Annotated in this window: 28 protein-coding genes and 1 pseudogene; 8 read left to right on the top strand and 21 right to left on the bottom strand. The window is 64.6% G+C overall.

Annotated features, from left to right (window positions below; genetic code table 11):
- Nucleotides 1-69: 69 nt before the first annotated feature.
- From MF270_RS25875 to MF270_RS25855, 5 genes are all read right to left on the bottom strand, one after another.
- Nucleotides 70-1,122, bottom strand: coding sequence for an ABC transporter substrate-binding protein (locus tag MF270_RS25875; protein ID WP_238368541.1), 1,053 nt, complete (start codon nucleotides 1,120-1,122; stop codon nucleotides 70-72).
- A 48-nt stretch (nucleotides 1,123-1,170) separates the two neighbouring features.
- Nucleotides 1,171-2,412, bottom strand: a complete 1,242-nt coding sequence (locus MF270_RS25870; RefSeq protein WP_238368540.1) for a DUF1501 domain-containing protein — start codon at nucleotides 2,410-2,412, stop codon at nucleotides 1,171-1,173.
- A 22-nt stretch (nucleotides 2,413-2,434) separates the two neighbouring features.
- A complete protein-coding gene (locus tag MF270_RS25865) occupies nucleotides 2,435-4,156 on the bottom strand; it encodes a DUF1800 domain-containing protein (RefSeq protein WP_238368539.1) in 1,722 nt (573 codons plus the stop codon).
- A gap of 135 nt (nucleotides 4,157-4,291) precedes the next feature.
- Nucleotides 4,292-5,110: an ABC transporter ATP-binding protein gene (locus MF270_RS25860; protein WP_238368538.1), complete on the bottom strand. Its 819-nt coding sequence runs from the start codon at nucleotides 5,108-5,110 to the stop codon at nucleotides 4,292-4,294.
- A 1-nt stretch (nucleotide 5,111) separates the two neighbouring features.
- Nucleotides 5,112-5,984, bottom strand: coding sequence for an ABC transporter permease (locus MF270_RS25855; protein ID WP_238368537.1), 873 nt, complete (start codon nucleotides 5,982-5,984; stop codon nucleotides 5,112-5,114).
- Nucleotides 5,985-6,136: 152 nt separating this feature from the next.
- On the opposite strand from MF270_RS25855, the gene MF270_RS25850 reads away from it, so the two are divergent.
- On the top strand, nucleotides 6,137-7,183 hold the full coding sequence (locus MF270_RS25850) for a LysR family transcriptional regulator (protein WP_238368536.1): 1,047 nt from the start codon (nucleotides 6,137-6,139) through the stop codon (nucleotides 7,181-7,183).
- 159 nt (nucleotides 7,184-7,342) lie between these two features.
- Here the strand turns inward: MF270_RS25850 and MF270_RS25845 are convergent, their stop codons facing one another.
- From MF270_RS25845 to MF270_RS25835, 3 genes are read right to left on the bottom strand one after another with little or no spacing between them, the layout of a single operon-like run.
- A complete protein-coding gene (locus MF270_RS25845; protein ID WP_238368535.1) occupies nucleotides 7,343-8,470 on the bottom strand; it encodes a type 1 periplasmic-binding domain-containing protein in 1,128 nt (375 codons plus the stop codon).
- A 32-nt stretch (nucleotides 8,471-8,502) separates the two neighbouring features.
- A complete protein-coding gene (locus tag MF270_RS25840; RefSeq protein ID WP_238368534.1) occupies nucleotides 8,503-9,471 on the bottom strand; it encodes a PQQ-dependent catabolism-associated beta-propeller protein in 969 nt (322 codons plus the stop codon).
- Nucleotides 9,468-9,785 (bottom strand): cupredoxin domain-containing protein, encoded by a 318-nt coding sequence (locus MF270_RS25835; protein WP_238368533.1) that lies wholly within the window; start codon nucleotides 9,783-9,785, stop codon nucleotides 9,468-9,470. The genes MF270_RS25840 and MF270_RS25835 overlap by 4 nt, the downstream gene beginning before the upstream one ends.
- A gap of 283 nt (nucleotides 9,786-10,068) precedes the next feature.
- Between MF270_RS25835 and MF270_RS25830 the strand changes: the two genes are divergently transcribed.
- The 4 genes from MF270_RS25830 to MF270_RS25815 are packed head-to-tail and all read left to right on the top strand — an operon-like array spanning nucleotide 10,069 to nucleotide 13,317.
- Nucleotides 10,069-11,076, top strand: coding sequence for an ABC transporter substrate-binding protein (locus MF270_RS25830; RefSeq protein WP_238368532.1), 1,008 nt, complete (start codon nucleotides 10,069-10,071; stop codon nucleotides 11,074-11,076).
- Nucleotides 11,073-11,873, top strand: a complete 801-nt coding sequence (locus MF270_RS25825; RefSeq protein ID WP_238368531.1) for an ABC transporter permease — start codon at nucleotides 11,073-11,075, stop codon at nucleotides 11,871-11,873. Before MF270_RS25830 ends, MF270_RS25825 begins: the two co-directional genes overlap by 4 nt.
- On the top strand, nucleotides 11,849-12,565 hold the full coding sequence (locus MF270_RS25820) for an ABC transporter ATP-binding protein (RefSeq protein ID WP_238368530.1): 717 nt from the start codon (nucleotides 11,849-11,851) through the stop codon (nucleotides 12,563-12,565). The genes MF270_RS25825 and MF270_RS25820 overlap by 25 nt, the downstream gene beginning before the upstream one ends.
- On the top strand, nucleotides 12,562-13,317 hold the full coding sequence (locus MF270_RS25815; protein WP_238368529.1) for an ABC transporter ATP-binding protein: 756 nt from the start codon (nucleotides 12,562-12,564) through the stop codon (nucleotides 13,315-13,317). Before MF270_RS25820 ends, MF270_RS25815 begins: the two co-directional genes overlap by 4 nt.
- An 8-nt stretch (nucleotides 13,318-13,325) precedes the next feature.
- Here the strand turns inward: MF270_RS25815 and MF270_RS25810 are convergent, their stop codons facing one another.
- A complete protein-coding gene (locus MF270_RS25810; RefSeq protein WP_238368528.1) occupies nucleotides 13,326-13,871 on the bottom strand; it encodes a lipocalin family protein in 546 nt (181 codons plus the stop codon).
- Between the two features lie 126 nt (nucleotides 13,872-13,997).
- Here MF270_RS25810 and MF270_RS25805 point away from each other — a divergent pair, with 126 nt between their 5' ends.
- Nucleotides 13,998-14,795 carry a hypothetical protein gene (locus MF270_RS25805; protein WP_238368527.1) on the top strand — a complete coding sequence of 266 codons (798 nt, stop codon included), beginning with the start codon at nucleotides 13,998-14,000 and terminating at the stop codon, nucleotides 14,793-14,795.
- Between the two features lie 22 nt (nucleotides 14,796-14,817).
- Here MF270_RS25805 and MF270_RS25800 read toward each other — a convergent pair whose 3' ends face one another.
- From MF270_RS25800 to MF270_RS25785, 4 genes are read right to left on the bottom strand one after another with little or no spacing between them, the layout of a single operon-like run.
- Nucleotides 14,818-15,414, bottom strand: coding sequence for a hypothetical protein (locus MF270_RS25800; RefSeq protein WP_238368526.1), 597 nt, complete (start codon nucleotides 15,412-15,414; stop codon nucleotides 14,818-14,820).
- Between the two features lie 7 nt (nucleotides 15,415-15,421).
- The gene (locus MF270_RS25795) at nucleotides 15,422-16,096 is read right to left on the bottom strand and encodes a hypothetical protein (protein ID WP_238368525.1); all 675 of its coding nucleotides are present in this window, start codon (nucleotides 16,094-16,096) and stop codon (nucleotides 15,422-15,424) included.
- Nucleotides 16,089-16,844 carry a MotA/TolQ/ExbB proton channel family protein gene (locus MF270_RS25790; RefSeq protein WP_238368524.1) on the bottom strand — a complete coding sequence of 252 codons (756 nt, stop codon included), beginning with the start codon at nucleotides 16,842-16,844 and terminating at the stop codon, nucleotides 16,089-16,091. Before MF270_RS25790 ends, MF270_RS25795 begins: the two co-directional genes overlap by 8 nt.
- An 8-nt stretch (nucleotides 16,845-16,852) precedes the next feature.
- Nucleotides 16,853-17,362 (bottom strand): thermonuclease family protein, encoded by a 510-nt coding sequence (locus tag MF270_RS25785; protein ID WP_238368523.1) that lies wholly within the window; start codon nucleotides 17,360-17,362, stop codon nucleotides 16,853-16,855.
- Nucleotides 17,363-17,426: 64 nt separating this feature from the next.
- Between MF270_RS25785 and MF270_RS25780 the strand changes: the two genes are divergently transcribed.
- Nucleotides 17,427-18,176: a pentapeptide repeat-containing protein gene (locus MF270_RS25780; protein ID WP_238368522.1), complete on the top strand. Its 750-nt coding sequence runs from the start codon at nucleotides 17,427-17,429 to the stop codon at nucleotides 18,174-18,176.
- A gap of 5 nt (nucleotides 18,177-18,181) precedes the next feature.
- Here MF270_RS25780 and MF270_RS25775 read toward each other — a convergent pair whose 3' ends face one another.
- The 6 genes from MF270_RS25775 to MF270_RS25750 all read right to left on the bottom strand — a co-directional run bounded on the left by MF270_RS25775 (nucleotide 18,182) and on the right by MF270_RS25750 (nucleotide 24,433).
- Nucleotides 18,182-18,913 (bottom strand): hypothetical protein, encoded by a 732-nt coding sequence (locus tag MF270_RS25775; protein WP_238368521.1) that lies wholly within the window; start codon nucleotides 18,911-18,913, stop codon nucleotides 18,182-18,184.
- A gap of 4 nt (nucleotides 18,914-18,917) precedes the next feature.
- Nucleotides 18,918-19,427 carry a c-type cytochrome gene (locus tag MF270_RS25770; protein WP_238368520.1) on the bottom strand — a complete coding sequence of 170 codons (510 nt, stop codon included), beginning with the start codon at nucleotides 19,425-19,427 and terminating at the stop codon, nucleotides 18,918-18,920.
- An 80-nt stretch (nucleotides 19,428-19,507) separates the two neighbouring features.
- Nucleotides 19,508-21,259: a pyrroloquinoline quinone-dependent dehydrogenase gene (locus tag MF270_RS25765; protein WP_238368519.1), complete on the bottom strand. Its 1,752-nt coding sequence runs from the start codon at nucleotides 21,257-21,259 to the stop codon at nucleotides 19,508-19,510.
- Nucleotides 21,260-21,525: 266 nt separating this feature from the next.
- Nucleotides 21,526-22,038 carry a hypothetical protein gene (locus tag MF270_RS25760; protein ID WP_238368518.1) on the bottom strand — a complete coding sequence of 171 codons (513 nt, stop codon included), beginning with the start codon at nucleotides 22,036-22,038 and terminating at the stop codon, nucleotides 21,526-21,528.
- A 343-nt stretch (nucleotides 22,039-22,381) separates the two neighbouring features.
- Nucleotides 22,382-23,380, bottom strand: a complete 999-nt coding sequence (locus MF270_RS25755; RefSeq protein WP_238368517.1) for a LysR family transcriptional regulator — start codon at nucleotides 23,378-23,380, stop codon at nucleotides 22,382-22,384.
- Between the two features lie 192 nt (nucleotides 23,381-23,572).
- Complete coding sequence (locus MF270_RS25750) at nucleotides 23,573-24,433, bottom strand: NHL repeat-containing protein (protein ID WP_238368516.1); 861 nt, start codon at nucleotides 24,431-24,433, stop codon at nucleotides 23,573-23,575.
- A gap of 217 nt (nucleotides 24,434-24,650) precedes the next feature.
- Between MF270_RS25750 and MF270_RS25745 the strand changes: the two are divergent.
- Nucleotides 24,651-24,849, top strand: a pseudogene (locus tag MF270_RS25745) (hypothetical protein); the annotation flags it as partial.
- A gap of 547 nt (nucleotides 24,850-25,396) precedes the next feature.
- Here the strand turns inward: MF270_RS25745 and MF270_RS25740 are convergent.
- Both MF270_RS25740 and MF270_RS25735 read right to left on the bottom strand, forming a co-directional pair.
- On the bottom strand, nucleotides 25,397-25,870 hold the full coding sequence (locus MF270_RS25740) for a DUF3291 domain-containing protein (protein WP_238368515.1): 474 nt from the start codon (nucleotides 25,868-25,870) through the stop codon (nucleotides 25,397-25,399).
- A gap of 664 nt (nucleotides 25,871-26,534) precedes the next feature.
- Nucleotides 26,535-26,789 carry a hypothetical protein gene (locus MF270_RS25735; RefSeq protein ID WP_238368514.1) on the bottom strand — a complete coding sequence of 85 codons (255 nt, stop codon included), beginning with the start codon at nucleotides 26,787-26,789 and terminating at the stop codon, nucleotides 26,535-26,537.
- Nucleotides 26,790-26,910: the final 121 nt, after the last annotated feature.

Below are 26,910 nucleotides of genomic sequence, written 5' to 3'. Positions count from 1 at the left end.
CGACCCGATTGGGACAGACGCCCCTGCCGAACACCGGCTCACCCCCTTCAGCCAATGGGCGCCGGCGCGTCAGTTCCGGCTGTCGAGGCCCGTCGTCTCGGCCACCCCCATCTTTTCCAGGGCTGCATCGGTGAAGCTAAAATCAATGAGGTCATCCACGCCGATCACCGGAACGTCGCTGAAATCAGGGTTGGAATAGGCGAAATCCATCGACGCCTTGAGCGTGTCCGGCCGCAGGCACCCATTGACACACCACATGGTGCTGTTCAGCCGGGCCGTCTTTTCGATGCTGTCGCGCGACAGGTCCGGGCGTCGTTCGACCGCGGCGTCGATCCAATGCTCGGGATCGGCGGCGAATTCACGCGAGGCATCCATGACCGCATCCGTGAATCGCTGCAGCGCCTCGCGCTTTGCGTCGATGTTGTCTTCGCGCACCACCAGGAATTTCGGCAGGGCCGGTGCGCGCGCGGCGAAGGCATCTGCCGGCAGCAGGACATGCAGGCCCGGCGTATCCTCGACCGCGGCAAAGGTTCCGAATGACACGGTCGTTGCATCCACGCGCTTGACGGCAAGCGCCTGCACGCGGACCGATGGCGCGCCGATGGCGACATAATCCGGCAAGTCAGGGTCGAGCCCGTAACTACGCAGCACGGCCTGGGTGAGGGCGTGGTCCAGCCCGCCGATATCGGAGATCGCGAAACTGTGGCCTTCGAGATCCTCCAGCGACGCGATTTCGGACTTGGCCGCGATCAGGAACGGGATCGCCGCGCCGACAGACAGGAAGCCTCGCACCGGCAGGTCGTTGCCTGCATCGAGGCGAATGGCGGCATCTATGCTGATATGGGCCACATCGACATCCCCCGATTGCAGGGCGGCGGCGGCCAGGGGCGTGCCGTCGAGGCCGATGAAATTGACCTTCACTTCGTGCTTGTCAAAGAACCCCAGGTCCTGGGCCAGCTGGAACACCGACGACGTGGTCGGGTTGAAGACATTGTCGTCGGTGGCAAGCGTGACCGTCAACTCGGGGAAATCCTGCGCGAAGGCCGTGCCGGCCCCGGCAAGCGTGACAATGGCGGCGGCACTCAGCGCGGAGCGGAGTGCAGAGGTGGCAGTTTCGAACATCATGGCTCCCTTGGTTTTCGCCCGGCGTCGCGCGGGCATGCATATCGCTCAGGCCGCTGCCGCGAAGACCGGCAGCGGGTCAAAGTCCTTGTTCAGGATCGATCCGACGGCGCCATGGCCCATCCAGCCGCGAATGAGCGTGGCATAGATGCGGCGGAAATCCGTGGTGTATTTCAGGTTGCCCTGGTCGAGGTCGGTCAGGCTGGGCACACCGCCGTAATGGCCGCCATGGATCGGCTTGCCGATGATGAAGGCGGGGCCGGCGGTGCCGTGATCCGTGCCCTGGCTGGTGTTCTCGGCCACCCGCCGCCCGAATTCGGAGAACGCCATCAGGACGACGTCGTCGCCGCGTCCCAGCCGGTCCATGTCCCGCAGGAAGGCGGCGATGTGATCGGATGTGTAGGACAGGAGCCGTGAATGCAGGTTCGCCTGGTGCACATGCGTGTCGAAGGCGTTGTTGCGGAACGGCACGTAGTAGACCTGCGTCGGGAAATCGGCCGCGATCAGCGCCGCCACCCGTTCCAGCCCCCAGTTGACCAGGCCGTAATCGACGGGCGTCTCGTAGCTGGCCCAGGCGTCGCGCACCAGCCGCTCGGACCGGCTGGCACTGGCGGCGATGTCGAACAGGTAATCAAGCGCGGAATTCTGGCCACCGTTGCCCGGCTTGTCGCCGATGGCGATCGCCTCGGCCTCGGGATGAAAGACGCGGCGGCTGAACCGGTCGGGATCGTCAAAGACCAGCGGCACGTGGTGCTTCGCATTCACGGCCAGCGACTGGTGGTCATCGACATTCACGAGGAAGTTCTGGACATGCCCCTGCGGGTCGATCGCGTCGGCCATGCGGCCCAGCCAGCCATGGGCCTCGCCGCTGTTCGGCGCGCCGGTCTGCCAGAAGGCCATCGACGAGAAATGCGAGAACGAGGGCTGGTCATAGCCGACGCCGTGAACGATGGCCATCTGCCCGTCCTTGTAGAGACGTTCGAACCCCGACATCGTGCGCTGGAAGGCGAAGTGATCGTCGATGCGCAGGGCCTGGTTTTCACGGATGCCGAGGTGCGGGCGGGCCCGGTAATAGGCGTCGTCGGCATAGGGGATCACGGTGTTGAGCCCGTCATTGCCGCCGGACAGCTCGACGATCACCAGTATCCGGCCCTTCGATTCCTGTCCGGAGAGTTTCGACCAGACCGGCGCGGCGGCGATGCCACCGGCCCCCTTGAGGACGATGCTGTCATACCCCGACCGCACGAGGTGCTGTCTTTCTTCGCTTGAAAGCTCTGGAGACTTGGCCATGTGTCGGCTCCTGCGGGAAGGATCAGGTGAGTTGATATTGCGGCGTGCACATGATCGCATGCGCGGCAAGCCGCAGCCCGTACTCGGTAAAGCCCTGCGCCGCGGCCAGGTCGGACGTACCGAGTTCGTCGGTCAGCATCTCAATGATCGCGGTGCGCGACGGCGCGGTCAAAGGCACGCAAAGCAGCCGGGCTGCCAGGAGGTCGACCGCCTCTTCCGTCGTGTTGGCGCCCTCGTCGGCCAGCATGGCCGTCAGGTCGAACTGTGCCGCGGCGCGCGGGATCGGCTTCAGCTTGCGCAACGCCTCTTGCCAGCCCGAAAGGTTGCCGTAGCGCGTGTTGAAGCTTTCCTGGATCCCTGCGGTCGCACTGGGGGCGGCGCCTTCTTCGAGGGTCGCCGCCGTGATCTCGAGGCCCGCGTTGATCTTGTCGTTGGTGCGGCGCACGATGTCGCCGGGGTCGTGGTTCGGGTCGGTGAAGGAGATCATGTCCGGGAACATCACCTCGCGCGCGAAATTGCCGCGTTCGAACAGCAGGCCCGGCGTGATCCAGGCGCGGCCCTCGCTCCAGCCTGCGACGGTCGGGGGATACAGCAGGATCTGGCCGAGCGTCGTGCCGACCGTGTAGGGGTCGGGTATCCCCGGCATCTGCTGCAGACCGAGCTTTCGATAGGTCGAAACGACCAGCTCGGTCGGTGACATGATGCGCGTGGCGACCGAGGCATCGCAGAAAAAATCCTCGGACGCGAAGAGCGTGGCAAGGAACGGGGCGATCTCGTAGTCGCCGTCGCGAAACAGTGCCCCCAGTTCTCGGGCAAAGGCGGGCGAAATCTCCTCGCGCACGAAAAAGCGGTAGATCTTGGAGGCGATGTAGATGGCCGTCTGCTCCTGCTCGAGGATCATGGCGAGGATGTCGTCGCCATCGAACGGGCCGGTCTGTCCGAAAAAGGTCTTTTCGCCGGCATCGTGCAGGGTCTCGTCGAACCGGAACTCGAGGTCATCATTGCCCCACCCGGTGAAGGCGCGGGCCGCCTCGCGTATGTCGTCCTCGGTGTAGTTGCCGACGCCCATGGTGAAGAGTTCCATGACCTCGCGCCCGAAATTCTCGTTCGGGGCGCCCTTGACGTTGTGCGTGGCGTCCAGGAAGACCAGCATCGCCGGGTCCTTGGCCACCGCCGTCAGAAGGTCGCGGAAACTGCCCAATCCGCCGTCGCGCAGCGTGTCGATCTGCAACTTGATCTTGCGGTAATCGCGCACCTTCTCTTCGCCGGTCGCGAAGTGGCCGTGCCAGAACAGCGTCATCTTCTCGGCCAGCGGATGGCCACTGCGCAGCATCCGGTCGAGCCACCAGAAGGCCACGCGGCGCGTTTCCAGCATGCTGGCCCTGCGCCAGTAAAAGAAACGGTTGGTGGCGGGTTGCAGCGGTCGCGGCCCGCCAGGCTTGACCTTGACCCCCATCACCTCGCCGGTTTCGGCGGCCTTGTCCGTGGTCGCCGGGCGCGATGGGGGAAAATCGGCCAGGCAGGGCTCCCAGAAACCGGATTCCTCGAAATCGGGCAGAACCAGGCCGTCGGCGCGCCCCCGGATCATCAATTCCACCGCTGCGCCAGGCGTCATGGCGGCGAGTGCTGCGATCTCAGACGGGGTGCCGCCAAATCCCGCGCGCCGCATCAGATGCGCGGCGCGCTCGGCGTTCCAATGCGCGGCGCTGATCGGCGCCAGGCTCCCCTGCGCAGGTGATCCCATGTCCTGCCCCCCCATGTCTTGCGCCGTCGTCTGGTGTTCCGACGGCCAGTTGGATGCTAGGACGGCGGTCCGTGTCAGACCATTCCCTGCGGAGCTATCGGCGTGATAGACAAAGCTTATGGGCAGCGACCGGGGTCAGGGCTCATCGCCGAAGGCGCCCGTCAGCTCCTCGAGCGCGACGCCCTCGCGGCCCATCGCGTGGATGCGATCCCAGAGCGCGCGGCGCAGGTCGGCATAGGCCGGAAGCCCGCGCGGGTCGGTTTGCCAGCGCGGTTCGGGCAGGTCGACGGGGACCACGGCGTCGATGCGGCCCGGGCGGGGGCGCAACACGATGATCCGCTGCGACAGGATGATCGCCTCGTCGATGTCATGGGTCACAAAGACCACCGCCATCCGTCGCCGGTCCCAGAGCCGCAGCAATTCGCCGCGCAGCGTCTCGCGGGTCATCGCGTCAAGCGCGGCAAAGGGTTCGTCCATCAACAGCACCTCGGGCTCGACCGCCAGGGCGCGCGCAAGGCCGACACGCTGCTGCATGCCCCCCGACAGCTCGTGCGGATAGGCCTCGGCGAATTCGCGCAATCCGACGGCGCCCAACAGGGCCTGTACCCGGGACTTGCGCGCCTTTGGCGCATGCCCCCTCAGGCCGAGGACGAAATCAATGTTCCCCGCCACCGTTCGCCACGGCAAAAGCCGGGAGGACTGGAACACCATGGCCATGTTGTAGGTGGGATCGGGTGGCCGGCCATTGACCAGGACCGTGCCCCGGTCGGGCGCGACAAGCCCGTCGATCAGGCGCAGCAATGTCGTCTTGCCGCAGCCCGACGGGCCGACAAGGCTGACGAATTCCCCGGGCCGGACATCGAAGGACAGATCCTCGATCGCCTGGACCTGGCCGTCCTTGAAGGACTTGCTGACCCCGTTCAGGCTGATGATCGGCGGGCGGGTTTCGGTCATCTCAGCCTCCGTCCTGCATCGCCACGCGCCAGCGGCCCAGCCGCCGCTCGGCCAGCCTGAGCCCGATGGTGATGAGCGAGCCCAGCGCCATCATGACGATCACCACGGCGAAATACCGATCCATCTGGAACCGGTTGCCCGCCTTGATCATCAGCCCGCCCAGGCCGGATTGTGCCATGGTCAGCTCGGCGATCACGGTGCCGACGATGCAGATCGCCGCGCCGATGCGCAGTCCCGACAGGATCGAGGGCAACGCGTCGGGCACCATCACCTGCCAGAACAGTGTCCAGCGCGACGCGCCAAAGGACTGGGCCATCTCGATCAGGTCCTTGTTGGCATTCGAGATGCCGGCGGTCGTGTTGATCAGCACCGGGAAGACTGCCGCCAGCCAGACCAGGGCGATCTTCGCCTCGGCATACAGGCCGAACCAGACGATGATGAGCGGAATGAACGCCGCGCCGGGCGTCGCGTTCACGGCGTTGACATAGGGGTCGAGCACCCGGCCCAGAAACGGAAAGCCACCCAGCAGGATGCCGATCATGATCCCGGACGTCGACGCGAGGATGAACCCCAGCCCCAGCACGGTGAGCGACTCGCCCAGCGCGCGCGGGATCGTCCCGTCCGCCCACATCTCGACGCTTTGCCAGAACACGGCCTCGGGGCTGGGCATGACCAGGTTGCCCGAGGTGGTGTTCAGGATCTTCATGCCGGCGATCAGCGCCAGAAGGATGCAGACCTGCCATGTGGTGGCGATCCGCCGACTGCGCCGCCGCTCGTACCCGGCGCTGCCGCGCGGCGAGCCGGCATTGCGCCGTCTCCGCGTTTTCCCGGCGGCGGCGGGTGCGTCCGTATCCAGTTTGAGCTGATCGGCCATGCCGTCCTTCCGCATTGATCTTTGCCATCGGTCTTCGCGAGGCCATTCGTCAATATACACATCCAACTTTCAGACGACGAATACTGTGTATTGCAAAAGTTGCAGCGCGGCGCGGCTACCATGTCCGGAACCGCGTTTGCCAAGAGTTGGTCATGAAGGACATCTCACTGGATTTCGAGGTCGACCTGGACGGGTCGACCGAGAGCCCGCCCCGCAAGGCCAGGCTGTCGATGACCTTGCAGCAGCTGCGCATCTTTCATGCCTTGGTTCATGCGGACACGATGACCAGCGCGGCCAAGCAGCTTGGCCTGACCCAACCGTCCCTGTCCCAGCAGCTGGGCCGGCTTGAAACGGCCATCGGCTCGCGTCTGTTCAACCGTCGCCCGACCGAACTGGAGCTGACCGAGGCGGGCCGCTACCTGTTGCCACGGGTCGATCAGCTGCTGCGCATCCTGAACGAAACCGAGGACGGCCTGGTGCGCTTCCGCGGCGGCTATCAGCAGGTCGTCAAGCTTGCGGGCATCGATTCCGTCGTGCGCTGTCTGCTTCCGCCTGCGGTGCGCCGCCTGCATGACAGCTACCCCGACGTCAGCCTGGACGTGCAGGAAAGCGCCCCGGCGGACATATTGGAAATGCTCTATGCGCGGCGCATCAATTTCGGTCTCGTCGCCGCAAATTCCCTGGCACAGACGCATGAGCACTTCCTGCAGATACCGATCATCGAAGACCCCTATGTCCTCGTGGTGCCCAAGGCACTGGATCTTGCCAACGTCTCCGACCCGGCCCGGGACCTGCCGCCAACGCAGGCCCGGACCCTGGGCCAGTCGATCCATTTCGTCTTTGGCAGCACCCAGGCGCGCCGCGTCTCGGACTGGTATGACCGGCTGTTGCCGGGGCATCGACCGATCGCCCAATGCCGCAGTTTCGAGACTGCGCTTTCCTTCGTCCGGGCGGGAACAGGCGTCTGCGTCGCACCTGCCCTGACAACGATCGGTGCGTCCGGCTCGCTGGACGAGGTCAACCGGTACCTGATCGACGTGCCCGCGCGGCGGGTTGTCGCGATCCTGCTGTCCCAGCACCGGTCGATGGAGCCGATGGCGGCGCTGATCGACGCGTTGCAAGGGGTCGGCCGGTCGCTCAGCCTGCCCGGAATCCTGCCGACGCCGCCCTTCCTTGCCGATGCCGGCATGTCCGGTTGACGCAGGCTCGGGTCGAGGGCACGCACCGGTATCCGCTAACGGGCGGCGCACGATCCTTTTGTGTGTGAGAGCCAAGATGGACAAGACACGGCAGGTCTTGCCGCGTCTCTAGGTCCGCAATGCACCCGCAGGTCGGTCGACCGAACGCAGGGCACCGTTTCAGTCACATGCAAACTCGCCTTCGTCATAGCCGAGGGAATCAAGCGAATTCACCCGGTGCTCGAACCCGTCCAGCGGCGCCACGCCGATGACCGCGTTGTGCGTCGCAAGCAGGATCGGCATCCGCAACTGGCCGTTCCACGGGCGAAAGCTCATTTGTGCGCCTTTCGATCCGTCGAGCCGCAGCCTCTCGGACCGCAGGAAGGCGTTCACGTCCTCCAGCGTATCGCCGCGCGCCTTGGCATGGCTAGTCAGAACCGCACGGGTCGCGATCCAGGCCGACCAATCCTGCCAGCCCATGCGGCGCCCGCCCTCGGACTGCGATTCAAAGCGCGAATTGACCTGCGGCGCGCCGTAGCGTTCGAAGGCCCAATGCCATTCCAGCGGCACCAGGCCGGTGGCGCCGACGACCGGCCGCGACCGGGCGGTCTGGTATGGCACATACCGCGCGAACTCCCCCACCTCGTCCGCGATGAAGACGGCGTCATAGTCGCGCGTGCCCCCGGTCAGCAGCGAGATGTTGTTCTGTTCGCGCATCGCGGGGTTGGTGGACAGGTCGAAGGTGCGGTCGTCCACGACACGCAGCCGGAACCGCGCAACCGCCTCGACAAAGGCGTCGGCACGGAGGGCGTCCCGCTCTGTCTTGCCGCGCAGGACCAGGAAGCTTTTCCAGTTGTTCGCGACCGCGTGCTGGATCAACGCATCGACGCTCATCCGGTCGCTGGACGCCGTATGCAGCAGGTTGGGATGACACTTGCGGCGCAGCCAGTCGTCAGGGGCGGTTGTGTTCAGCAGCGTGACCGGCGTGTCGGCCAGCGCAGCGGCCAGGTGGTCGATGTCCTCGGCCGGCAGGTCGAGCACCAGGTGTGTCACCCCGTCCGCAACCATGGCCTGCGCGGCGCCGTCCAGTTCGGTCCGGGAGACCGAGGCCGACGACAGCACGACGTCGAGACCGCGGGCATCGGTCACGATCTTCATGTCCGACAGCGCCATCCGCACCGCGGCTTCGACGTCGCCCGTGGGGCGCAGCTCGATCCGCGCATAGGCCATGTCCGCGTCGTAGCGCGGATCGACATCGAGCCGCAGCACCCCGATCCGCAGGTCGGCGGCACCGGCAGCGCCGGACAAGATAAGCGCAAAGAGTGCGGCAAGAAACGGTTTCAATCGTCAATCACCACGGTATGCGGCACCCGGCCCACGGGGATCGAGCGGATGGGGCGGTAGGTTTCCATGTCGATCAGCGTGATGTCGTCCGACAGGCCATTCGCCACGACCGCGATCTTCTCGTCTCTGCTTAGCGCGACGGACCAGGCACGGCGCCCGACCAGGACGTATTCCAGCAGCTCCTTGCTGTGCGCGTCGATGATCGCGACATGGTTGGCGCGCCCCAGGCTGATCAGGCCGATCTTTCCGTCACGGGTCAGGGTCATGCCCACAGGGGTCACGTCCTCGGGCCGGAAGCCGGGCGGCAGGAACTCGAGCACCTCCTTGATCTCTTCGGATGTCCGGTCGATGATGTAGATCTCGCTGGACAGCTCCGCCGAGACCCAAAGCTCGTCGGTATCCGGTGTGATCACAAACCGGCGCGGACGCGTGCCGACGATGATGTTGTTGGTGACGACGCCTTCGACGCGATCGATCACGTGGACCATGTCCGACACCTCGGAGGTCACGTAGAGCGTGTTGGTGTCCGGCACCACGATCACGCCTTCGGGCTCGGCGCCCGTGGGCACGTCGTGAATGGTGATCCGCGCATCCAAGTCGATGACCTCGAGCATCGAGTCTTCTTCGTTCGAGACATAGATCTGTTTCTCGTCGGGCGAGAAATCGAACACCTCGGGGCTGGGCCCGGTGGGAATGCCATCGACGACCTCGAGCGTTTCGACGTCGATCACGTCGATGATGTCGTCATCTCCGCAGGCGACATACAGCAGCGTACGGGCGGCGTTGAGCTTCATGTCCCGAGGGCGGCGCGATGTCTCGATCTTCTTGATCAGGTTGAAATCGGAATCGAAGACATGGATGTCGTGGCTCTTTTCGTTGCTCACGAAGATGCGCCCGGTCTCGAGTGCCGGCGCAATGGCCGGCATCAGACACAGCGCAAGGCTGGCAAGGAGTGTACGCATCATCGCACCACGAACGTGCCGGCGAGGCCGCGATTTTCGTATCCAGCGATCCAGAAGTCGTAATTGCCCGGACGGATCGGCACGAACCAGACGTCGATCGTGCCCTCGTCATCGAACTCGATCGCGTAGATGCCAAAGGGCTGAACCTCAAGGTCCTCGATCACCACCTGGTTGATCCAGCTGTTGCGAAAGAGGTCCGGCGCCAGGATCTGGAATTCCTCGCCGCCGTCGTGCACGATCCTCCACCGGTAGTACTTGCCCGTTTCCAGTTCGAACTCGGACACCGAAAGGGTGAGTTCGGCGCTGTCGATGGCCATGTCCGGCAGCCTGGTCGCGTCAGTTGCAAGATTGCCCTCGGCAAGCACGGATGTCGCAAAGAATATTGCGCCGGCGAGTGACACGCCGTTCTGAAATAATCCCATAAGGTCTGGATCCTCCCTCGATCCCGATCCCCGACAGGTGGTGTCGAGGATCGCCCGGTCAGGCTAGCAGTCCGCGATATTGGGTTTGCAAATACTGGCTATTGCCTCACGCCCCATGGTGGGATGATAGCCTTGCTCAACGGGGCCGAAACCGGCCCCTCAAAGGGAGGATAACCGCATGAACCGTCGTGAAATTCTCAGGCTTTGCGCCGGAGCTTTCGCCACATCCACGGCTGTAGCCACGCCAGCCTGGTCGATCACGATGCAGAACAAGACCGAGACGGTGAGGGTCGGCGTCCTGATGAACGGCACGGCCAGTTGGGAAATGAAGGTCATCCAGGATCTCAAGCTCGACCAGAAGCACAAGTTCAAGCTGGAACTGAAGGACGTGTCCGGCAAGGATGCCAGCCACGTGGCGCTGATGGCAGGAGACGTGGACATCGTGCTGTCGGATTTCGTCTGGGTCGCGGCCTTGCGTGCGGCCGGCGAAGATTTCACCTCGGTGCCCCATTCCTTCGCCGTGGGCGGGCTGATGGTGCGGCCCGACGGGCCGATCCAGTCGATCGAGGACCTGCCCGGAAAGACCATCGGCGTGGCCGGGGGCCCCGTCGACAAGAGCTGGGTCATCCTGCAGGCCTATTACAAGAGCCAGACCGGCGAGACCCTGGCCGACAAGGTCGATGCCCGCTTCGGGGCGCCGCCGCTGATCAACGAATTGCTGACCGAAGAGCAGATCGATGCCTCGCTGAACTTCTGGCATTTCAACGCGCGGGCCAAGGCCGCCGGCGCGAAAGAGCTGATTTCGGTCAAGGACATGATGGGCGCGATGGGGATCACCGACCAGCCGCCGCTTCTGGCCTGGGTGTTCCGCGACGAAACCGCCAAGAAGCGGCGCAAGGCGGTCAAATCGTTTCTCGACGCGTCCTTCGCCGCCAAGAAGATCCTGCTCGAGGACGACGCGATCTGGGACACACTGCGCGACAAGATGGGCGCCGCGGACAATGACGCCCTGTTCACCGCGCTGCGCGACGATTACCGCGCCGGGATCATGCAGGAGTTCAATGACGCCTCGGTCGAGGCGGCAAGGGCCTCGTTCGCGATCATGTCCGAGGTCGGTGGCTCCGACCTGGTGGGGGACGCGACCGAGATGGATCCGGGAACGTTCTGGTCGGGCTTTCGTAAGTGACCGCACCACGGCGCGTGGCCGCCCCGCCCGGCGCCCGACGCCCGGGCGGCGGGACCCTGCTTGACTGGGCATCGATCCCGCTGCTGCTGATCGTCTGGCAGATTGCCAGCATGGCGGCGCAGCACCGGTTGTTCCCCACCCCGATCGACGTCTTCGCCGAGCTTGTCGATCTCGCGGTGCAAAAGTCGTTGCTGACCGACGTGGCCCGGACGCTTGGCCGGGCCGCGGCGGCCTTCGTGCTGGCGATGATCGCGGGGATCGCGATCGGCAGTGTCCTGGGACGGTTCCGATCGCTTGACGGGCTCTTCGGGAACTGGGTGCTGATCGGCCTCAACATCCCCGCCATCGTGGTCGCGATCACGTTCTACATCTGGTTCGGGCTGACCGAATACGCACTGATTGCAGCCGTGGTCGTCAACAAGACGCCGCTGGTCGCGGTCACCATGCGCGAAGGCGTCCGGGCCCTCGATCACGGGCTGGCCGAGCTGGCGCAGGTCTATCGCGTGGGCTTCACGCAACGGGTCCGCCGGTTCATCGTGCCGCAGCTCATGCCCTACGTCCTGACCGCCGCGCGGACCGGGCTGTCGCTGATCTGGAAGATCGTGCTGGTCTTCGAGGTGCTGGGCAGCGACGGCGGGGTCGGCTTTCGCATCGGCATCTTCTTCCAGTTCTTCGACATGAAGGGAATCCTCGCCTACACCGTCGCCTTCATGACGGTGGTGATCGCGATCGAATACGGCGTGCTGCGGCCGCTGGAACACAAGGTGCTTGGATGGCGGCCGGCGCGCAGCTTTTGATCGAGATCGCCGAAAAGGCCTTCGGAGAGACGCTGCTCTTCGAAGGGCTGGGGTTCCAGGTGCCCGCCGGCCAGGTGGTCGCGCTGATCGGGCCGTCGGGCGTCGGAAAATCGACCCTGCTGCGGATGATCGCCGGCATCGACACCGATTATCGCGGCCGCATCGAGGTCGATAGCAAGGCGCCGCCGGATGCGCAGGTGCCCGGTTTCGTCTTTCAGGACCCGAGGCTCCTGCCCTGGGAAACCGCGCTCGGGAACCTGTTGGCGGTCAAGCCGGACCTGCCCGTCGACGCGGGCCGGTCGCTGCTTGCCGCCGTGGGGCTGGCGGCGGCCGAGGATCTGCGGCCCGCCGCGCTGTCGGGCGGGATGCAAAGACGCGTGGCGCTTGCCCGCGCCCTGGCGGTGTCGTCGCGCCTTCTGTTGCTGGATGAGCCCTTCGTGTCGATTGACCGAAAGCTCGCCGGAGAGTTGCAGGCGCTGGTCGCCGGTGTGGTCGACCGGTTCGGCCCCACCGTGATCCTGGTGACACACGACACCCATGACGCCGCCGCGCTGGCAGACCGGGTGATCATGCTTGGCGGTCGTCCGATGTCCGTGATCAAGGACACCCTGCTGGACAGGCCGCGCGCGGACCGCCACGCCGATTGGCTGGCCCGGGCGGTGCGCGATCTTGAAGAGGACATGCGGACATGACCCGACCGACACCCGTGCTCTCGCTGGAAGGCGTGTCGAAATCCTACGGCAGGATCGAAGCGCTGCGGGACGTGAGCTTTTCCATCCAGGCAGGAGAGTTCGTGGGTCTGCTCGGCCCGAACGGCGCCGGCAAATCCACGATGTTCCAGATCATTTCGGGCCTATTCTCGCCGGATGGAGGGACGGTCGAGGTCTTCGGCCGGCGCCATGGCAGGGATTCCGCCGCGATCCTCAGGAGGCTCGGCGTGGTGTTCCAGGTGCGGTCGGTCGATATGGACATGACCATCCGGGCGAACCTCACCCTGCACGGACGGCTCTTCGGGCTCTCGGGCCGTGTGCTGCGCGACAGGATCGACGAATTGACGGACCGTTTCGGCCTTGCCGATCTGGTGGCGCGCCCGGTCCGGCACCTCTCGGGCGGGCAGCAGCGCAAGGTGGAAATCGCCCGCGCGCTGATGAACCGGCCTGGCTTGTTGATCATGGACGAACCGACCGCGGGGCTCGACTCCCCGTCGCGGCGGACCCTGGTTCAGGACATGCGCGCCCTCGCGACGGAAGCCGAGGTCGCGATCCTCTGGGCCACGCACCTCGTGGATGAGATCGAGCACGCGGACCGCGTGATCTTTCTGAAGGCCGGGCAGATCGTGGCCGATGGCACGCCCGGCGCCATGCTGGAACAGGCCGGCTCCGGGAACCTGACCGATGCCTACGCGGTTCTGCTCGGCGCGGGGGAAGACGACGCCGCGCGCTGACCCAGGTGTCAGCGCGCGGTATCCGGCGTCAGGATCTCCGCCGCGACATAGCCCGCCTCGACCAGCTTCGCGATACCCATGTCCAGCATCGCGGGATCCGGGTCGGCGGTCTTGGACCAGACCCAGCCGATCTTGCCGGACGGCGAGCCCAGGACCGCGAGGCTGTCGTCCTCGGCCTGCCACAGCACGGCGATCGTGACCGCGCCAAATTCCCGCAGCCGGACCAGGCGCAGGACGAAGACGCCGGGCACATGCTCCACCAGGATGCCGTCGATGTCGATCACCGGCCCGACGATGCTGACCTTGTGACAGTTCAACTTGAGCGTCAGACGGCTGTCGTCACGTGTCTCGACCTCGGAGGTCACGGCCTTGCAATCCGGCTCCATCGGGCTGGGGCTGCGCGCCACCTCGAACCATTGGCCCAGCAGGCGCTCTTGCACATAGCCTTCGGGCACCCTCATCGGCACGGCAGGGTCGCGCACTGTCTGGGCCGTGGCCGGTGCCGCCCATGCGATACAGATCGCAAGTCGCGCGAGTTTTCCAAGTGGTGTCATGTCGCCCCCTGCCTGCCCGGGTCCAGGGCGCATTGGACGCCCCGTTGTTTCCGATGTACCAAACTTGAAGATCGAATTTTCGAATGTCCATCAGCACTAACATGTGGGTGTCGAGAGGGAGATGTCATGCGGTTCTGGAATCTGTTGTTGTCGATCGGCTTGATCGTGTCCGCTGGCCTCGGGCTGCTGGTTCTGTCCGGCGGCGCGCGAAGTCTGACGGCCACGCCGCTGGAAGCGCGGCTGGTGGTGCAGGACTTCCCGGTTCCCGAGGAGTTCGGCATCGACCCGGAGCGTGTGGCAGGCTTCATGGCCGCGCAATTGTCGGACCGCATGGATCGCGATACCGCGATGCGGTTCACGCTCGACCGTGGCACCATCCGCAAGGTCCAGGACATCGTGTTGCCGCGTCTCATGAATGTGGTCGTGGTCCAGTCGATGATGCGCGACATCCCCGAGTTGTCGGCGATCCTCGACATGGGGTCGTTTCGCCGCACCGTGACGGGCCGGATCACCACGACCGAGGCGGCCGAGGACGTGGTCCTGACGGTGCCCGGCGCGCTGCTGGCCGAGGTGGACGGCAAGAAGGTCGCACTGGGAACGGCGCGGACCGGAATGCAGGTGCTGCTGCTGGGTGACATGCCGGCGGGACAGGCGCATGACGTGCGCATCTGGCTGGGGGAGTCGGCCCTGGGCGACGACCTGGGGCTGACCATGCGGATCGGCGCAAAGGCGGGTGTGCGCGGCCGGGTCCTGATCTGGGGCGCGCAGGGCTGGTTCGGAGCCGACCTCGAAGCGCTGCGCTGGTCGCGCTGGCTGGTCGGCGCCCTCTTGTCCGGGACGCTGATCTTTGGCCTTGCCAGCCTGCTGTTGCCGCTGCTGACCGCGCAGCAGGCCCGGGGCCGCCGCAAGACGCTGCAGACCTGAGCCGCGAGGCGCGCCCTGGCGGTCACTGCGACTTGGTGGGCGTGACCGGAGCCGCTTCGGTGTCGAAACTCAGCATCGACGGGTCGAAGTTGGAAATCCGTTGACCTGCCGTTCGCGCCCCGCCGGGCCGGGTTTCGGACAGTTCCGCCTCGATTTCGCTGGCCAGTTCTTCCTCGGTGGCTTCGCCGACCGCATCCTCTTCCTCGACCGTGCCCTGGATTTGCTCGCCGTCCGAGACCCGACCCAGGGCCTGGTTGACCTTGGCCACGAGATCCTCGGAATAGGGCAATTGGTAAGACCTTGGCGGGCCGACCGGGTAATTTTCGTCGTCGAGTGTCTGTAGCCACAGATAGACGCGGCCCTGTTCGCCCGCGAGGGCGTTTGGCTCGAGGATCTGCGCCCAGAGCATGCGGAAACTCGACGGGATCTGCGAATCCGATGGCAGGCCGCGCAATTCGCCCACCCCCCAGAAGGTCAGCGGGATCGCGGCCGCCGTCGCCACTGTGGCCAGCGACTTCAACACCCAATGCACGCGCGTGAGAAGCAGCAGGTAGGCCAGCAACGCCGCCACCAGGGCGTAGGCGCCGGCAAGGGACAGGATGACGAAGGTCATGCTCATGGCTGGCTCACTGATCCGCCACGGGCTGGCCCGTCCCCGGGTCGATCATGCCCTGCGGCTGGGCCGCGCCGCGCCCCTTGCTGCCGCTGCGGGTCTGTTCGACCAGGCTTTTCGGCACGTTGTTCAGGTTGACCACGTCGTCGCCCTTGAGGGTAAACCGCACCGCGGTCTGCTCGTCCCCGGTGCCCCGGAGTTCCAGCGTCTCGTAATAGACCACCCGGACCGTGGGGTTCAGTTTTTCGACCTTGACCGAAACCGGCAAGGGGTCTGTCCCGTTGGCGATGTAATGCACGACATTGACCACGTATTCACCATCCTCCAGACCGCGAAAGCTGACGATCTCCTGGTTGAGCGGATTGATCACCTCGCGGTCATTGAAGAGGATGACATCCTTGAACATGCCACGGTCGTCCCGATCGAGATGCATGAGCCCGCCTTCGCGCTGATTGTACCACACGACGTTGCCGGCCGGATCCATGACGTATGTGTCGACGTCGTCCGGGTTGTTGTCCGCCCATCCGACCGTGATCATCATCTCGGCCTTGGGGTCGACCTTGCCCTCGTCCGCCGGCTTGTTGATCAGCGCGAAGGAAATGAAGAACATGAAGGTGATGGCCTTCAGCGAGTTGAAGAGCAGCGCCGAAAATATCTCGAACTCCGGTTCAACCTCTTCTTCAAACATCGCCGCCCTCATTGCGATCGGCGCGGGCCAGCAGCGGCAGCAGGGAGGCTTCGGTAAAGCTGACGGTCGTCTGGCTGATGTCGGTCACCAGCGCATCGGCGATGTTGTACTCGAGCCGCAGCAGGATGCCGCCGATCAGCCCGGCGATGGTGGTCAGCAGCGACACGGCCATGCCGGCGATCATTTTCTGCAGAGCGCCCCGCAGGGTGTCGATGTCGAAATTCGACATGTCCCCCATGGAATTCAGCATCATCACGAAACCGACCATCGTGCCCAGCATGCCCAGCTTGTAAAGCAGATCAGTCCCGTAGGTGCCGACCTTGGTGCGCCGCCGGAACTCGGCGCCGAGGCTCATCATCAGCAGGTGGGCATTGCCTTCCATCTCGCCCGGGTGTTCGCGCGACCGGATCACGTCAAGCATGTACTGGTCGATGATCCCTCCGCCCTCGGGGATCTCGGGCACGCTGACCGCGTTTGCCAGCTGCGCCTTGATCCGCATGGCCCGGCGATATTCCCGAGACAATTCGACCAGGATCCAGATGCAATGGAACGAAAACGCAACGTAGAGCACCGCGATCAGCACCGTGATCCGCGACTCGTCGGCGGCAAACAGATAGGTCAGCAACCCGTAATCATAGGACACGATGGCGCCGAGCGTGATCAGCGTCATCAGGAGAACCCACTTCAGCACCGCATCGAAGGCGCCGTCGCGGCCCGGAGTGGTTATGGCATCGGCCAGCTGTACCATGGCGCGCCCTACCTGAATCCGCCGGGGGTTTCGCGGCGGCGGAACAGCCATGGCTCTTCGAACAGCACCCCGACCTGCCACAGGCCGGCGCTCTCGGCGATCGACTCGGCCATCTGCGGCAGGTAATCTTCCGATTGCTCCGTATAGGCCAGCGCCAGCCCGGATTTCACCATTTCCGCGCTCAGATCCTGCCCGCCGCTGGTGCAGACACCGAAATACCGGTGGAAGGGATCGGGCTCACCCTTGAAGGTGCAGCTGACCTCGCCCCGCCCGGCGAGCAGTTGCAGGCGGCGCTTGGCCGCCTCGTGGCAGCCCCAGTAGGTGCCATTGATCCAGCATTGCTGGCGCGGGTCCGGCGCATCGACCCCCCAGAGAATGACACGCTGCTGGCCGAACTTGAGGATATCGGCGTCGATCACCTCGGGAATGCCCGTGATGTCGGGCTCGGCCGTCCGGGCCGAGACCGGCAGCGACACCGCCAGCAGCATTGACAACACCAATGGCCAGAATTTGCGCATGGTGCCTGTCGTCTTAGTATCATTTGGCAAGGCGACATCCTTTCGAATACGGGAGAGACTGGGAATGCGGATCTTGTTGGCGGCGGCAGCGATTGCGATGGCGGGGCCCGTGTTCGGGGACGAGGTCGCCGATCTGATCGCGGGAACGATCACCGAATGCAGGGGCTGCGACCTGCGCGGCGCGAATTTCAAGAAGGCGGACCTCACCGGCGTCGACCTGAGCGGCGCGAACCTCGACGAGGCGAGTTTCCACCGCGCCAAGCTGCGCGGCGCGAACCTGACCGGGGTCTCGGCGGAAGCCACCAACTTCAACCTCGCCGACCTGACGCAGGCCGAGATGGCGAATGGCTCCTTTGCCTTTGCCATGTTCTACGGTGCCCAGATGTCCGGCGTCGATCTCAGCGGGGCCGATCTGACCGAAGCGCGGATGCAGACCGCGCGGCTCACCTCGGCCAAGCTGCAGGGGGCGGTGCTGGACAGCGTGCGCCTGATGGAGGCCGTGGCCAACAACGCCGATTTCAGCGACACCTCGGTCCGGCGCGGCAACCTGAACGGCGCGCGGCTGGGACGCAACCGGTTCGACGGCGCCAGCATCTTCAATTCGGGCTTCGTGAAGGCCGACGTCAGCCGGGCGAGCTTTGCCGGGGCCGAGATCACCATCACCGATTTCTACGCCGCCGACATGCGCGGCGCCGACCTGACCGGGGCCAAGCTGACGGGCAACCGGTTCACCAGCGCCGTGACCGTCGGGGTCGATTTCGACCTGGCGACGACCAAGGGCAACTTCATGGCGGATGGACGGGTCGAGGACTGACATCATCATGGCGCCGTGGTCGGCACATGGGGTGCCAGCACTTCCTCGTAGCGGGTCCGGCTTTCGAAATAGCCCTTGTTGACCTCCTGGGTTTCTTGGCTGAGGCCGCGCTGCCCCTTCTTGCGCAAATAGCTGGCCTCGATCGCGATCCGCGTGGTGCCATCGGGCGAGGTGCCCGTGCAGACCTCGTGGGTAAAGCGGTTGCCGACGGGCTGTTCGCCTTCCTTCATTGGGATGTCTTCGCAGACCAGCGACCAGGTGCCGTAGCGCGCCTTGAAGTTGCCCATCAGGCTGACCGCGGTGCGCCGTTCCATGTCCGTCGCCCGGTCGTCGGTGACGATGCGGCGCCCCTGCACCAGACCCTCTTCGTCCACCAGCAGGGACACGATCACCGGATGGGCGAAGACCGAGGTGCCGCCCTTGAGAAACTTGAACTCGGATTCGAGCGCGCGGGCGATGTAATCCTGTTCGTCGTCATAGCCGAACTCGACTTCGCGCAGGCCGCTCGGCTCGGGGCGGCAAGCCATGAAATCCTGGAACGAGGCGAGCTCCTTTCCCGGAGGTCCGCCGTTCGTGCCGCAGGAAATCGCACCGACGTCGCCGTCAGGCGCCATGGCGACTGGCTGGCCCAGGACAGGGTCCCAGATGTCATAGACGGGCTCCACCTGCACCTGCGCCAGCGCGTCGAAAGCCGTCAGACCGGCAAGGAGGGTTGGGATCAGTAGTCCGCGTTTCATGATCTTACTTGATAATTCTGCAGGCGCCGGCATTCGGGTTCTCGAAGAAGTCCACGCATTCCTCGAAGGTCGGCTTGCCCAGACCTATCACGTCAGCCTCGAGGTAGGCGACGACGTTCAGGATATCCGCTTCGCGCATCGTCTTGCCGCGTATGGGCCGGGAGCCATCGTCTGCGTAGTCACTCATCACCGTTCCATAGCACCGGCCGTCGCGATAGGCGGCCTGGTCGTGAAACGGCATCGGGGTACCGGGGCGGCCGCAGCGGATCACCTCGATCAGGGCCTCGGTGTCCAGAAGGGTGTCGCGCAGGCTTGGGCCCGGCGGATATTTCAGGCTGATGCCCGTCTTGCCGTCGGCGGCCCAGCCATGACAATTCACGCAGCTGTCGGGGCGCGCATAGACCTTCTTGCCGCGCATGGGGTCGCCCACGCCGTCCGTCTCTTGCGCCCATCCCGTCGCAGCCGTCAGCGCAGAAAGAACGAGAGCGGCGGCCAGTCTGCTGATCGCGGTCATGAGGCTGTCCCGAAATTCATATCGGAGAAATGATGGTTTGCCTGGCAACCGGGGTTGCCAGGCAAGACGGGTGTTCAGGATCAGTCGACCGTGAAGACCCAGACCATGTTCGCACCCTGGATGGTCTCCAGCTCGGTGTTGCCGGCCGCGTTGCCCGCGCCCAGGTAACCGCCCATGATGGCCACGTATTGCTTGCCGTCGACCGCGTAGGTCATCGGCGGGGCCCGGAAGGCGGTGCCGACGTTGATCGACCACAGCTCTTCCAGCGAGGTGGCGTCGTAGGCGGCGAACTTGCCGTCGGTCCAACCCGTGTAGATCAGGTCAGGCGTCGCGGTCACACCCGAGTTGTTCGGGTAGGTGGCCTGGTGCTTGGCGACCTGCTGGCCGGACTTGACGTCGATGGCCGCGATGGAGCCGGCCTGCTTGCCGTTCACCACGTAGGTGCCGCCAAGGAACACGACACCGGGCGTCACGTCTTCCGGATCAAGCTCGACGGTCTCGAGGTCCGAGCAGCCTTCGACACCGGCCCCGTAGGCAACGCCGGTTACCGGGTTGTAGGCGGTCGGGTAGTAGTTCACCCCGCCCGTCAGGTGCGGACACTGGGTGACCGTCCCGCTGCCCCGGCGCAGTTCGCCCAGAGCGTAGGTCTGCAGCGCCGCCGAGGGATCGTACTCGACCGGCTGGCCGGTCTTGGGGTCAAGCCCTTCGGTCCAGTTCAGCTCGTTGATGTACTGCGTCGCGTGGATGTAGGACCCGTTGGCCTGGTCAAGCGAGTAGAAGAACCCGTTCCGGCCGAAGTGCGACATCACCTTGCGCTGCTCGCCGTCGATGTCGACGGTCATCAGCAGGTGGGAGCCGACCTCGTCATAGTCGAGGTAATCGCCCGGCGTGTACTGGAAGTGCCACTTCAGCTCGCCGCTGTCGGGGTCCATCGCCAGGGTCGAGTTGGTGTAGAGGTTCGTGCCCGGGCGGTATTCCGGGTCGAACATCGGCACCGGGTTGCCCGTGCCCCAGAACGTCGTGTTCGAATCCGGGTCGTAGGCGCCGGTCTGCCAGATCGCGGCACCGCCGGTCTTCCAGCAATCGGGGTTGCCCGTCTCTTCGCAAAGCCAGGTCTCGGACCCCGGCTCGCCCGGAGCGGGCACCGTGTAGAAGCGCCAGTCCTCTTCGCCGGTCTTGGCGTCGAGCGCGGCCAGGAACCCCCGCGTCGCCCAGTCGCCGTAGGACTGGCCGATGAGGATTTTGTCGTTGACGATCAGCGGCGCGCCGGTAAAGCCCTCGCCCTCGTTCTCGGTGATCTGCTGATCCCAGACGACATCGCCGGTTTCGGTGTCGCAGGCCACCACGCGCCCGTCGTTCAGCGCGCTGATGACGGTATTGCCGTAAAGCGACATGCCGCGGTGGGCCAGCAGGATGCCACGGGTCGGGTCCTTGTCGATCCCCGTATCGCAGACCCACAGGACCCGGCCCGAGTTGCCCGACGAGACGTCGATCTTGTAGGGCGTGCCCCAGGGGTCGCTCACGTACATGAAGCCGTTGTCGACCAGTGGCGTGCCTTCCATGTAGCCCAGGCCAAAGCCGGACGGCTCGAGCCCGCCCAGCGGCACGGCGAAGGCCAGCCGCATATTGGCGACGTTGCTGGCGTTGATCTGGTTCAGCGACGAATACCGGGCACCGTCATAGGTCTTGTGAACCATCAGCCAGTTGGCGGCCTCTTCCTCCGATCCGGCAGCCAAAAGACGTTCCGTGGTCACGCCTTGCGCCGCGCCCATGGTCGCCAGGCTCACGGCAGCAATGGCTGTCGACCCGGCTATCCAGCCTCTCATTTTCATGACTTTCCTCCCTCTAGCGGTTTGCATTCAAAACCAAAGTGTTCCCATGCTTGCATCATCCCGTGTTGGGTTTTCCTATACAGCGCATTGGTGTTTCGCCGCTCGGGGCCGAACGCCGGCCCGAGGGCGGATTTCACGGCGGTTCCGCCGGTGTTCGGGGTGTCATCGCAAGATCCGGTCGGCCGCGCGCAGCAAGAAAAGCGCACCCCTGTCACGGGATGCGCTTTGATTGAAACCTGGTTATGGCGCGGACTGCGCGGGCGTCGTCAGGCCTTCGGGCTGCGCACGAAGAGGAACCGGACAAGGCCCAGGACGGTCAGCACCGCCCCGGCGTAGACGGAAAACCAGAAGCCGTCTCTCAGCTCGGAAACCATCTTGATCTTCTGGCCGGACATCTGGTGCTTGACCGTGGATTCGCCGACGAACACGCTGCCCGCCGCCTCGGCCCTGAGGGTGCCGATGCCATAGGCCATCGCCATGGCGAACATGTACGACAGGCCGACGAAGAGAATCAGCAGCGTCGCCACCGGGATCGAGAACCGGCCGATCGAGATCCGGCGGGTGACAAAGAGACTGGCCGCGAGCATCAGCATGCAGACCGCCAGGTAGCCCCACATGAAGTAGGTGAAATACCAGGGCATGGCCCACATCGACGGATTGGCGTTGGCCCGCACCTGCCCCTTCACCTCGATGCCCCAGGGGCGCATCACGAGGTCATCCTTTCCGGGCAGGACCGCGATATCCGCCCCCCACCACGGCGTGAACCACGAATACAACATGAACGCCGCGCCCGCGACGACCAAGATCCGGAATATCCAAGCAGCCGCGCCGCCATGCGACGCCGCTTGTGTCTCTACCTGAGTCATCTTTCCTCCCTCAACAACTGCCATCCCTCCGATAGCCGGTAGCCGATAATTTTTGCACGCGTTACAATAACTTATCGGATTGATGGCATTTTAGCAGCGTCAATTTTATGTCGTCAAGCGTAGGCGTCCGGCAACCGCCGGGCGAGAACTCCCATCGAAATTTTCACTTGACAGCTTGAAACTGGCTGCGGTCAGCGGCCGGAGAGGTCGGCGTTGGCCCGGGGATCAGTCCCGCACCCGGGCGGGCAGCGGCGGATCAGGCCCGTGCGGGCGTGGGAAGAATGTCGGACAGGGGGCGGATGCTCCGGTTGTTCATCGCCGGGGCAAAGTCCGTGCGGCAATATTCGATGAGGCGGTTGAAGGTCCGCCCGAAATTCGGATGCGACAGCAGATGCTTGCGCATCGCCAGCACCGCGGTGCGTTGGAACCCGTCGATCTGGAACAGCTTGACGTTCTGCAACACGGAGTCGCTGAGCGTGGGCAGCAGAGAACAAATGACATTGGCCGTGCCCAGACCGTCCGCGACAAACTCGATCGCGGTTGCGAAGGTCGGCGCGCGGAAGGTGGGGACGGCCTCGGGAAGATACGTCCGGTACCAGTCCTCGGTGGCCGCACGGGTGGGAATCGCCGGATCCAATTCCACGTATTGGGAAAGCAGCGGATGGATCGGGCGCTTTCCCGTCCGGCTCAACGCGTTACGCAGCTGATCGTCGTCGATCAAAGCGGGCACGGCCCACAGGAACTTTTCGCGCCAGAGCTCTGCGGTGGCAAATGAAGACGCCTCGTTCACCAGCGATTCAGCCGCGATCACGGCCATGTCGATCTTGTGCATGCGCAATTGCTCGACCAGCCGTTCCCCCGTCAGTTCGTAGCTTACCTCGAAGCGCGAGAAATCCGCCTGCTCCCGCGAGATACGTGCCGCGGCCGACAGGAACGGTCCCCGGATCGCAGGGGTCACGCCAAGTCTCATCACCAGGTTCGAGGCGCGAAACGTCTGGTTGTGTTCCTGCAGGATAACGTCGACGTGGTCGATCAGGGTCATCGTCGAGCGGTACCAGAATTCCCCCGCGGGCGTCAGCGAAACCGTGCCAGCCCGGTCACGGCTCATCAGCTGAACGCCCAACGCCTCCTCGAGCTTGGCCAGTTGCTGACTGATCGACGGCTGGGACAAGTCGATCCGGCGACTCGCCTTGGTGATCGAACCAGCCACAACCACAGCGCGAAAAATCTCGAGTTGGCGAAATGTAAGGTCCAAATTGCGTGTCCTGACGATGGGCTAATGTTGAATATAGGTAAGACTTATGCCGCGTGGCAAGCTTTGTGGGCGCCGGAATGGTTGTACCCGTCCCGCAGGTCCGAAAATCCGGGGTCCGAAACGCACAATGGCCGCCGCCGAATGAACGGCGACGGCCTTGCCACGTCCTTGCGGAGCGTGGGGGGAGGACCCCTATTTATAGCGGATCGCGACCACCTTGTTCTCTGGCGAGACGGGAATGACCGCCAGGCCGAGGTCCTGCAGAACCTCCAGGTCTGCGGCCCCGGTGCCGACCAAAGCCACTTCGGTGGCGCTTTCGCCCGGCTTGAGGCTGAGAAGCGCACCCTTGGCATAGTCGGTCAGCAACACGCCATCGGCACCGTCGGATTCGATGCCATCCAACACACCGACAGGACCGTCGGCGCCGTAGGGCGTCATCTCTTTCGTTGCCAGGTCCACCCGCATGACCGGGCCCGGCTTGATGTTCTCGAACCCTCCGGACAGGTCGCCCAGGTTGGCGACCAGAAGCGCACCGTCCACCACCAACAGCCCGTTGGCCCCCGACAGGGCCTTGGCGTCCTGCACGAAAAGCGACAACCCGCCGTTGTCCAGCACGTAGATGGCCGAACCGAAGGTGTCGGACACGAAGATGCGCCCATCCGGCGCGGCAGCCACGTCATTCAGGAACTGCGCGCCTTCGGCCATGAAGCGGTCGGTCACCTGTCCGCTGGCGATGTCGATGGCCAGCAACTGGTCGATGTCCGCGACGTAGAGCGTGCCTCCCGCGACGTCCATCCCCTTGGGGGCATCCAGGCCGGTCACCCAATCCAGCCTGTCCATCGACCCTTCGGCGCTGATTCGGGCGATAAACCCGTCCCCGTCCTTGTTCATCGGATCCACGCCCATGTTCGAGACGAAGAGCATTCCGCTGGCCGGGTCCGCCGCCACCGATTCCGGCAAGGCGAACCCATCCACGGTCCAGGCCACACGGTCCTGGGCCTGCACGGCACCTGCCGCAAGCACCAGGCCAACAGCTATCAGATTTTTCCGCATGGCATCCTCCTTTGCCGCTGCTGCGATTATGGTGAAATCGCGCCGATCGGGCCATCCCGGTTCACCAATTCGATGCATTGCGGATTCGACGGTCATCGACGCACGCCCTGCGACGTCGGCCTGGCCTCGCCCCCTTGCCGCTCCGTGCGATAGCCACGCGAAACCGTCGCAGAGGTACTCCCCCGGTTTCTGCCGGGCCCGGGGTCTGCCTGCATCGATGTCGCGCGAACAGCATGACGCACGGCGCCAAGAGCGGACCGCTGACTCGAGAGATCTCGGATGGTTGACCGACGCGCAGACCGCGCGCTAGGCCCCCCATCTTTTCCAGGCCGCATGGTAGGTCCTGGGTCGATGACAGGCGGGTTCAAAGCACGATGACCGTCATCAATCGCAATGGCTTGCGTTGGCGGGGTGCGTCGAACGAGCGGACCTGACACGTCCCGTTGCCGCTCCGGGTTCTCATCACGCGGCCCGAGCCTCAACGGCCATGGGGCCTGTCCAGCCCAAGTCTGAATGTCTGCGGCGCGGAGGGGAGGAGCCGTTGATGCAGTCGCAGATTGCCATCGCGGCCACCCGAGGGGGTAACCTGACGGCCGGCACGTCAACGCAATGACACTTGGTCAATCGTAGCATGGCTAGTCAGCCCGCCTGCCAAGACACCCCGCCGAATGACAGGGACACATCGTTGTCGGTGACTTGGCTTGCGGAAACCAACAGGGCCAGCGGCCGCGTGCGCCGCGCAGACAGGATTCTGCTGCTGAGCAGTGCAAAATCAATCGCGGAAAAGTCTGCTGTGCAGGGGCCAACCACACAGGTCATCCACGGCATCGTGCCGCACGGCCTGGCAGGCCAAGGTCGGTACCGCGGACAAAGCTCTCGCTTGTCACTTCATCGATACGGACCCAAGAAGTCTGTGGGGAAAGCCCGGTCTATCCATGGCTTGAAGGCACCGACCGGTTTCGATCACGATTTGCCTGGACCAGCTTCCAGCGCGAGTTGCGAGAAGGTGAACACGGCGTCTGACGGGCCCTCGGCGGCAAGTTGGTCGACCTTGCTCCAGGCTTCGGTGATGTCAGGTCTGTGGCCCGACGCGACCCACCACAAAGCGTAACCGCGCGGAGCGTCCTGGTCGAACCACTCGGCACGCCGATTGTAGAAGGCGCCGTGCGAGCCTCGGTACACGAAGGCCCTGAGCGCCTCGGGCGTTTCCCAAACGGAGAAGGACGCGATGATGCGATCATCATCGAACAGCGGCCAGCCTGCCGCCTCCGCCGGTGGTCGCTCATCTCCGAAACGCCAGACAAAGCCGGGACTGGCCTCGGCTCGCGCGTTGACGCGCGGCACAGCCTCGGCAAATGCAGAGATTTGCGGGTCGTCCACGGAGGCACGCAATGTGCCCCAGCTGAAATGGGCGAGGTGGCGGATCGGTGTTGTCATTCCCGAAACCGTACACGCGAGCCACCAACTCTCCAATCGATTCTCACGGCATGCGGATCTCGGGCTTGGATGGTGGCTCACTCCTTCAGGCGTCGTTGCGCCCGAGACCGAACTGGACCGAGCCTGGATATGAACGTGCTGCGCAGTTCCCGGACCGCGCGTTTCCTATCCAACCGATAATCACATCCCATGTCGGCGATGTTCCATCCAGTTGTGTGACCACAGCGCAATCGAAGCTCACGACGGGGTCGGCTTCGGGCTCCAAGTAGACTGCGGGCATTGCCTCGGGACAGACGCCTTGTCGGCCAAGCGCCTGTCGCACCCGGCCGAGGCTGTGCGGAACAGCGGTGGGGACGCCGGCTGCGTGGGCGATCGGAGCGTTTCGGGCGACCGCATTCGTAAGATGGGCAAATCGCATTCACCGAGCCTTCGGGACAGGCGGCTACGGGTCTGCCTGCCGCTGCTCAAGGCGACTGCGTTCGGCCCTGCGTGGCCCGCGTCAGCCCCCTGACGCCGAGTTGGGAGATCATTCGCCTCATAGTGTAGGCCAGCATGTTCAGCGCCATCTCGCTGCGGACGTTCCGCAGCCTGCGTCAGGAAATGGGTGCCGCCCATCCACGCCTTTATCGCGCCGAACGGGTGCGCGACGGTGCAGCGCAGACGGTCATGTCACCGGGCCGCGCCCTGGACGGCTCTCCATGTCATTGACCAGGTCCTCTCGGTCCCAGCGCGAAATCCGGCGCTCGTTGCCTGTTGTGCAATCGCTCCGAAGCAGGCAGGTCTTGCATCCGTTGAACCAGTCTCGCCGGATCGGGATGCCGCGTTCCTCGGTCCTGTAACGACAGACCGCGTCTTCGCCGGCGCAGCAGATATGGACCTCCCGCCCGGCGTCGCAGACGAAGTCCGCCTTCTCATACATGCCCTCGGTGAAGTCTTGTCGCGGTTGTTCACCACCTTGACGTGGGTGCGCGCTACCTTGAAGTGCGACTCCTATTAGAAACCAATGGGTTATCTAATCAGGAGATCGTGCCATGGGAACC

Origin of the sequence: Mesobacterium pallidum, assembly GCF_019966535.1 — a bacterium.
Classification (GTDB): domain Bacteria; phylum Pseudomonadota; class Alphaproteobacteria; order Rhodobacterales; family Rhodobacteraceae; genus Mesobacterium; species Mesobacterium pallidum.
The sequence above is the reverse complement of the archived record's forward strand: the minus strand, read 5'-3'. Positions and strand labels throughout refer to the sequence as shown.